The organism is Alkalibacterium indicireducens, from assembly GCF_039522005.1.
GTDB classification, from domain to species: Bacteria; Bacillota; Bacilli; order Lactobacillales; family Carnobacteriaceae_A; genus Alkalibacterium; species Alkalibacterium indicireducens.
On sequence record NZ_BAAADA010000030.1, the window covers coordinates 1 to 1078 of the forward strand.

General features: G+C 35.3%; 1 protein-coding gene and 1 riboswitch. The gene reads left to right on the plus strand.

Going from position 1 to position 1078, the window contains the following annotated elements; translation table 11 throughout:
* The first annotated feature begins 123 nt into the window (after positions 1-123).
* Entirely contained in the window at positions 124-573 is a 450-nt protein-coding gene (locus ABFX15_RS02120; RefSeq protein ID WP_346023882.1) for a EutP/PduV family microcompartment system protein, read from the plus strand.
* 71 nt (positions 574-644) lie between these two features.
* Positions 645-797, plus strand: a riboswitch (adenosylcobalamin (AdoCbl) riboswitch).
* Positions 798-1078: the final 281 nt, after the last annotated feature.

A 1078-nucleotide genomic window follows, 5' to 3' on the forward strand; every position in this document is an offset into this window, starting at 1 on the left:
AAAAATGTCTAAAAAAGCAGTGAGTTTAATAGAAATAGTTATCCACATTTAGAGGTATGAATAATTCAGGTAATAGCTGATTTATTTAAAAATTCATCAATATTTCTAGAAAAGAGGATTGTAATGAAAAAAATCATGATGATAGGCCCTATAGAATCGGGGAAAACAACGCTATGTCAAAGGATCAAAGGTGAGGTATTATCCTACAGCAAGACTCAAGCTATACAATTTGATCCTGGGATGATTGATACCCCTGGGGAATTTTTGCATCACCGACGATATTATAACGCCTTGCAAGTGACTTCTGTTGAAGCAGATATAATTGCTTTTATATCCAGTGTTTCTGAAAGGGAACAAACCTTTCCGCCCATGTTTAATTCTTATTTTTCAAAACCTGTTATTGGTATACTGACTAAGATCGATTTAGCAACATCCAGCAAAGTGTTGGAAGAAGCAGAGAAGAGATTGGAAATAGCTGGGGCAGAGAATATATTTAAGGTGTCAGCGTATACAAACGAAGGAGTTGAAGAAATTGTGAAATACTTACAGGATGACGAGCTGAAAGATTCCTGATTAAGAATATATAAAAAAATTAAATATATGTTGCCTTTGAAGCGCTTTCTTGCTATTATGTTTGCGATAGAATATGAATTCAAAAAACGCTCTAATTAAGGAAACCGGTGTAAATCCGGTACGGTCCCGCCACTGTGAGAACCTTTCAGGTTTAAGTCAGGTCGTTAATTAGAGTTTACTATTACTACTAGGGCTCTGTTTCGAGGCAAAACAGAACGCTTTTTGGCCTATGACCGTCTCATGGGCTTTTTTATTTTTCCAGAAACAAACCTGAATTATATTAGTGTTTGAAGAAGGAAAATTCTATCAGGATCTGCAGATCGATAATAGTTTCACAAAGATCACAGAACTATTGACGGAGAATCTCCAATGAGGGAGAATAGGTACAGTGTAGTACTTCTCTGGTTTTTTATTCAATTTTTTAGTATATTGATGGTAACTCCCAATAATCTATGAAAAATTATGTTTCCCAAATTTCTCGTTGCTCGTATGATGATTTCTGTCG

What these genes read in the sequence shown, in the direction of transcription:
- ABFX15_RS02120 (WP_346023882.1), top strand. Translation starts at nt 124, where the DNA reads ATGAAAAAAATCATGATGATAGGCCCTATAGAATCGGGGAAAACAACG.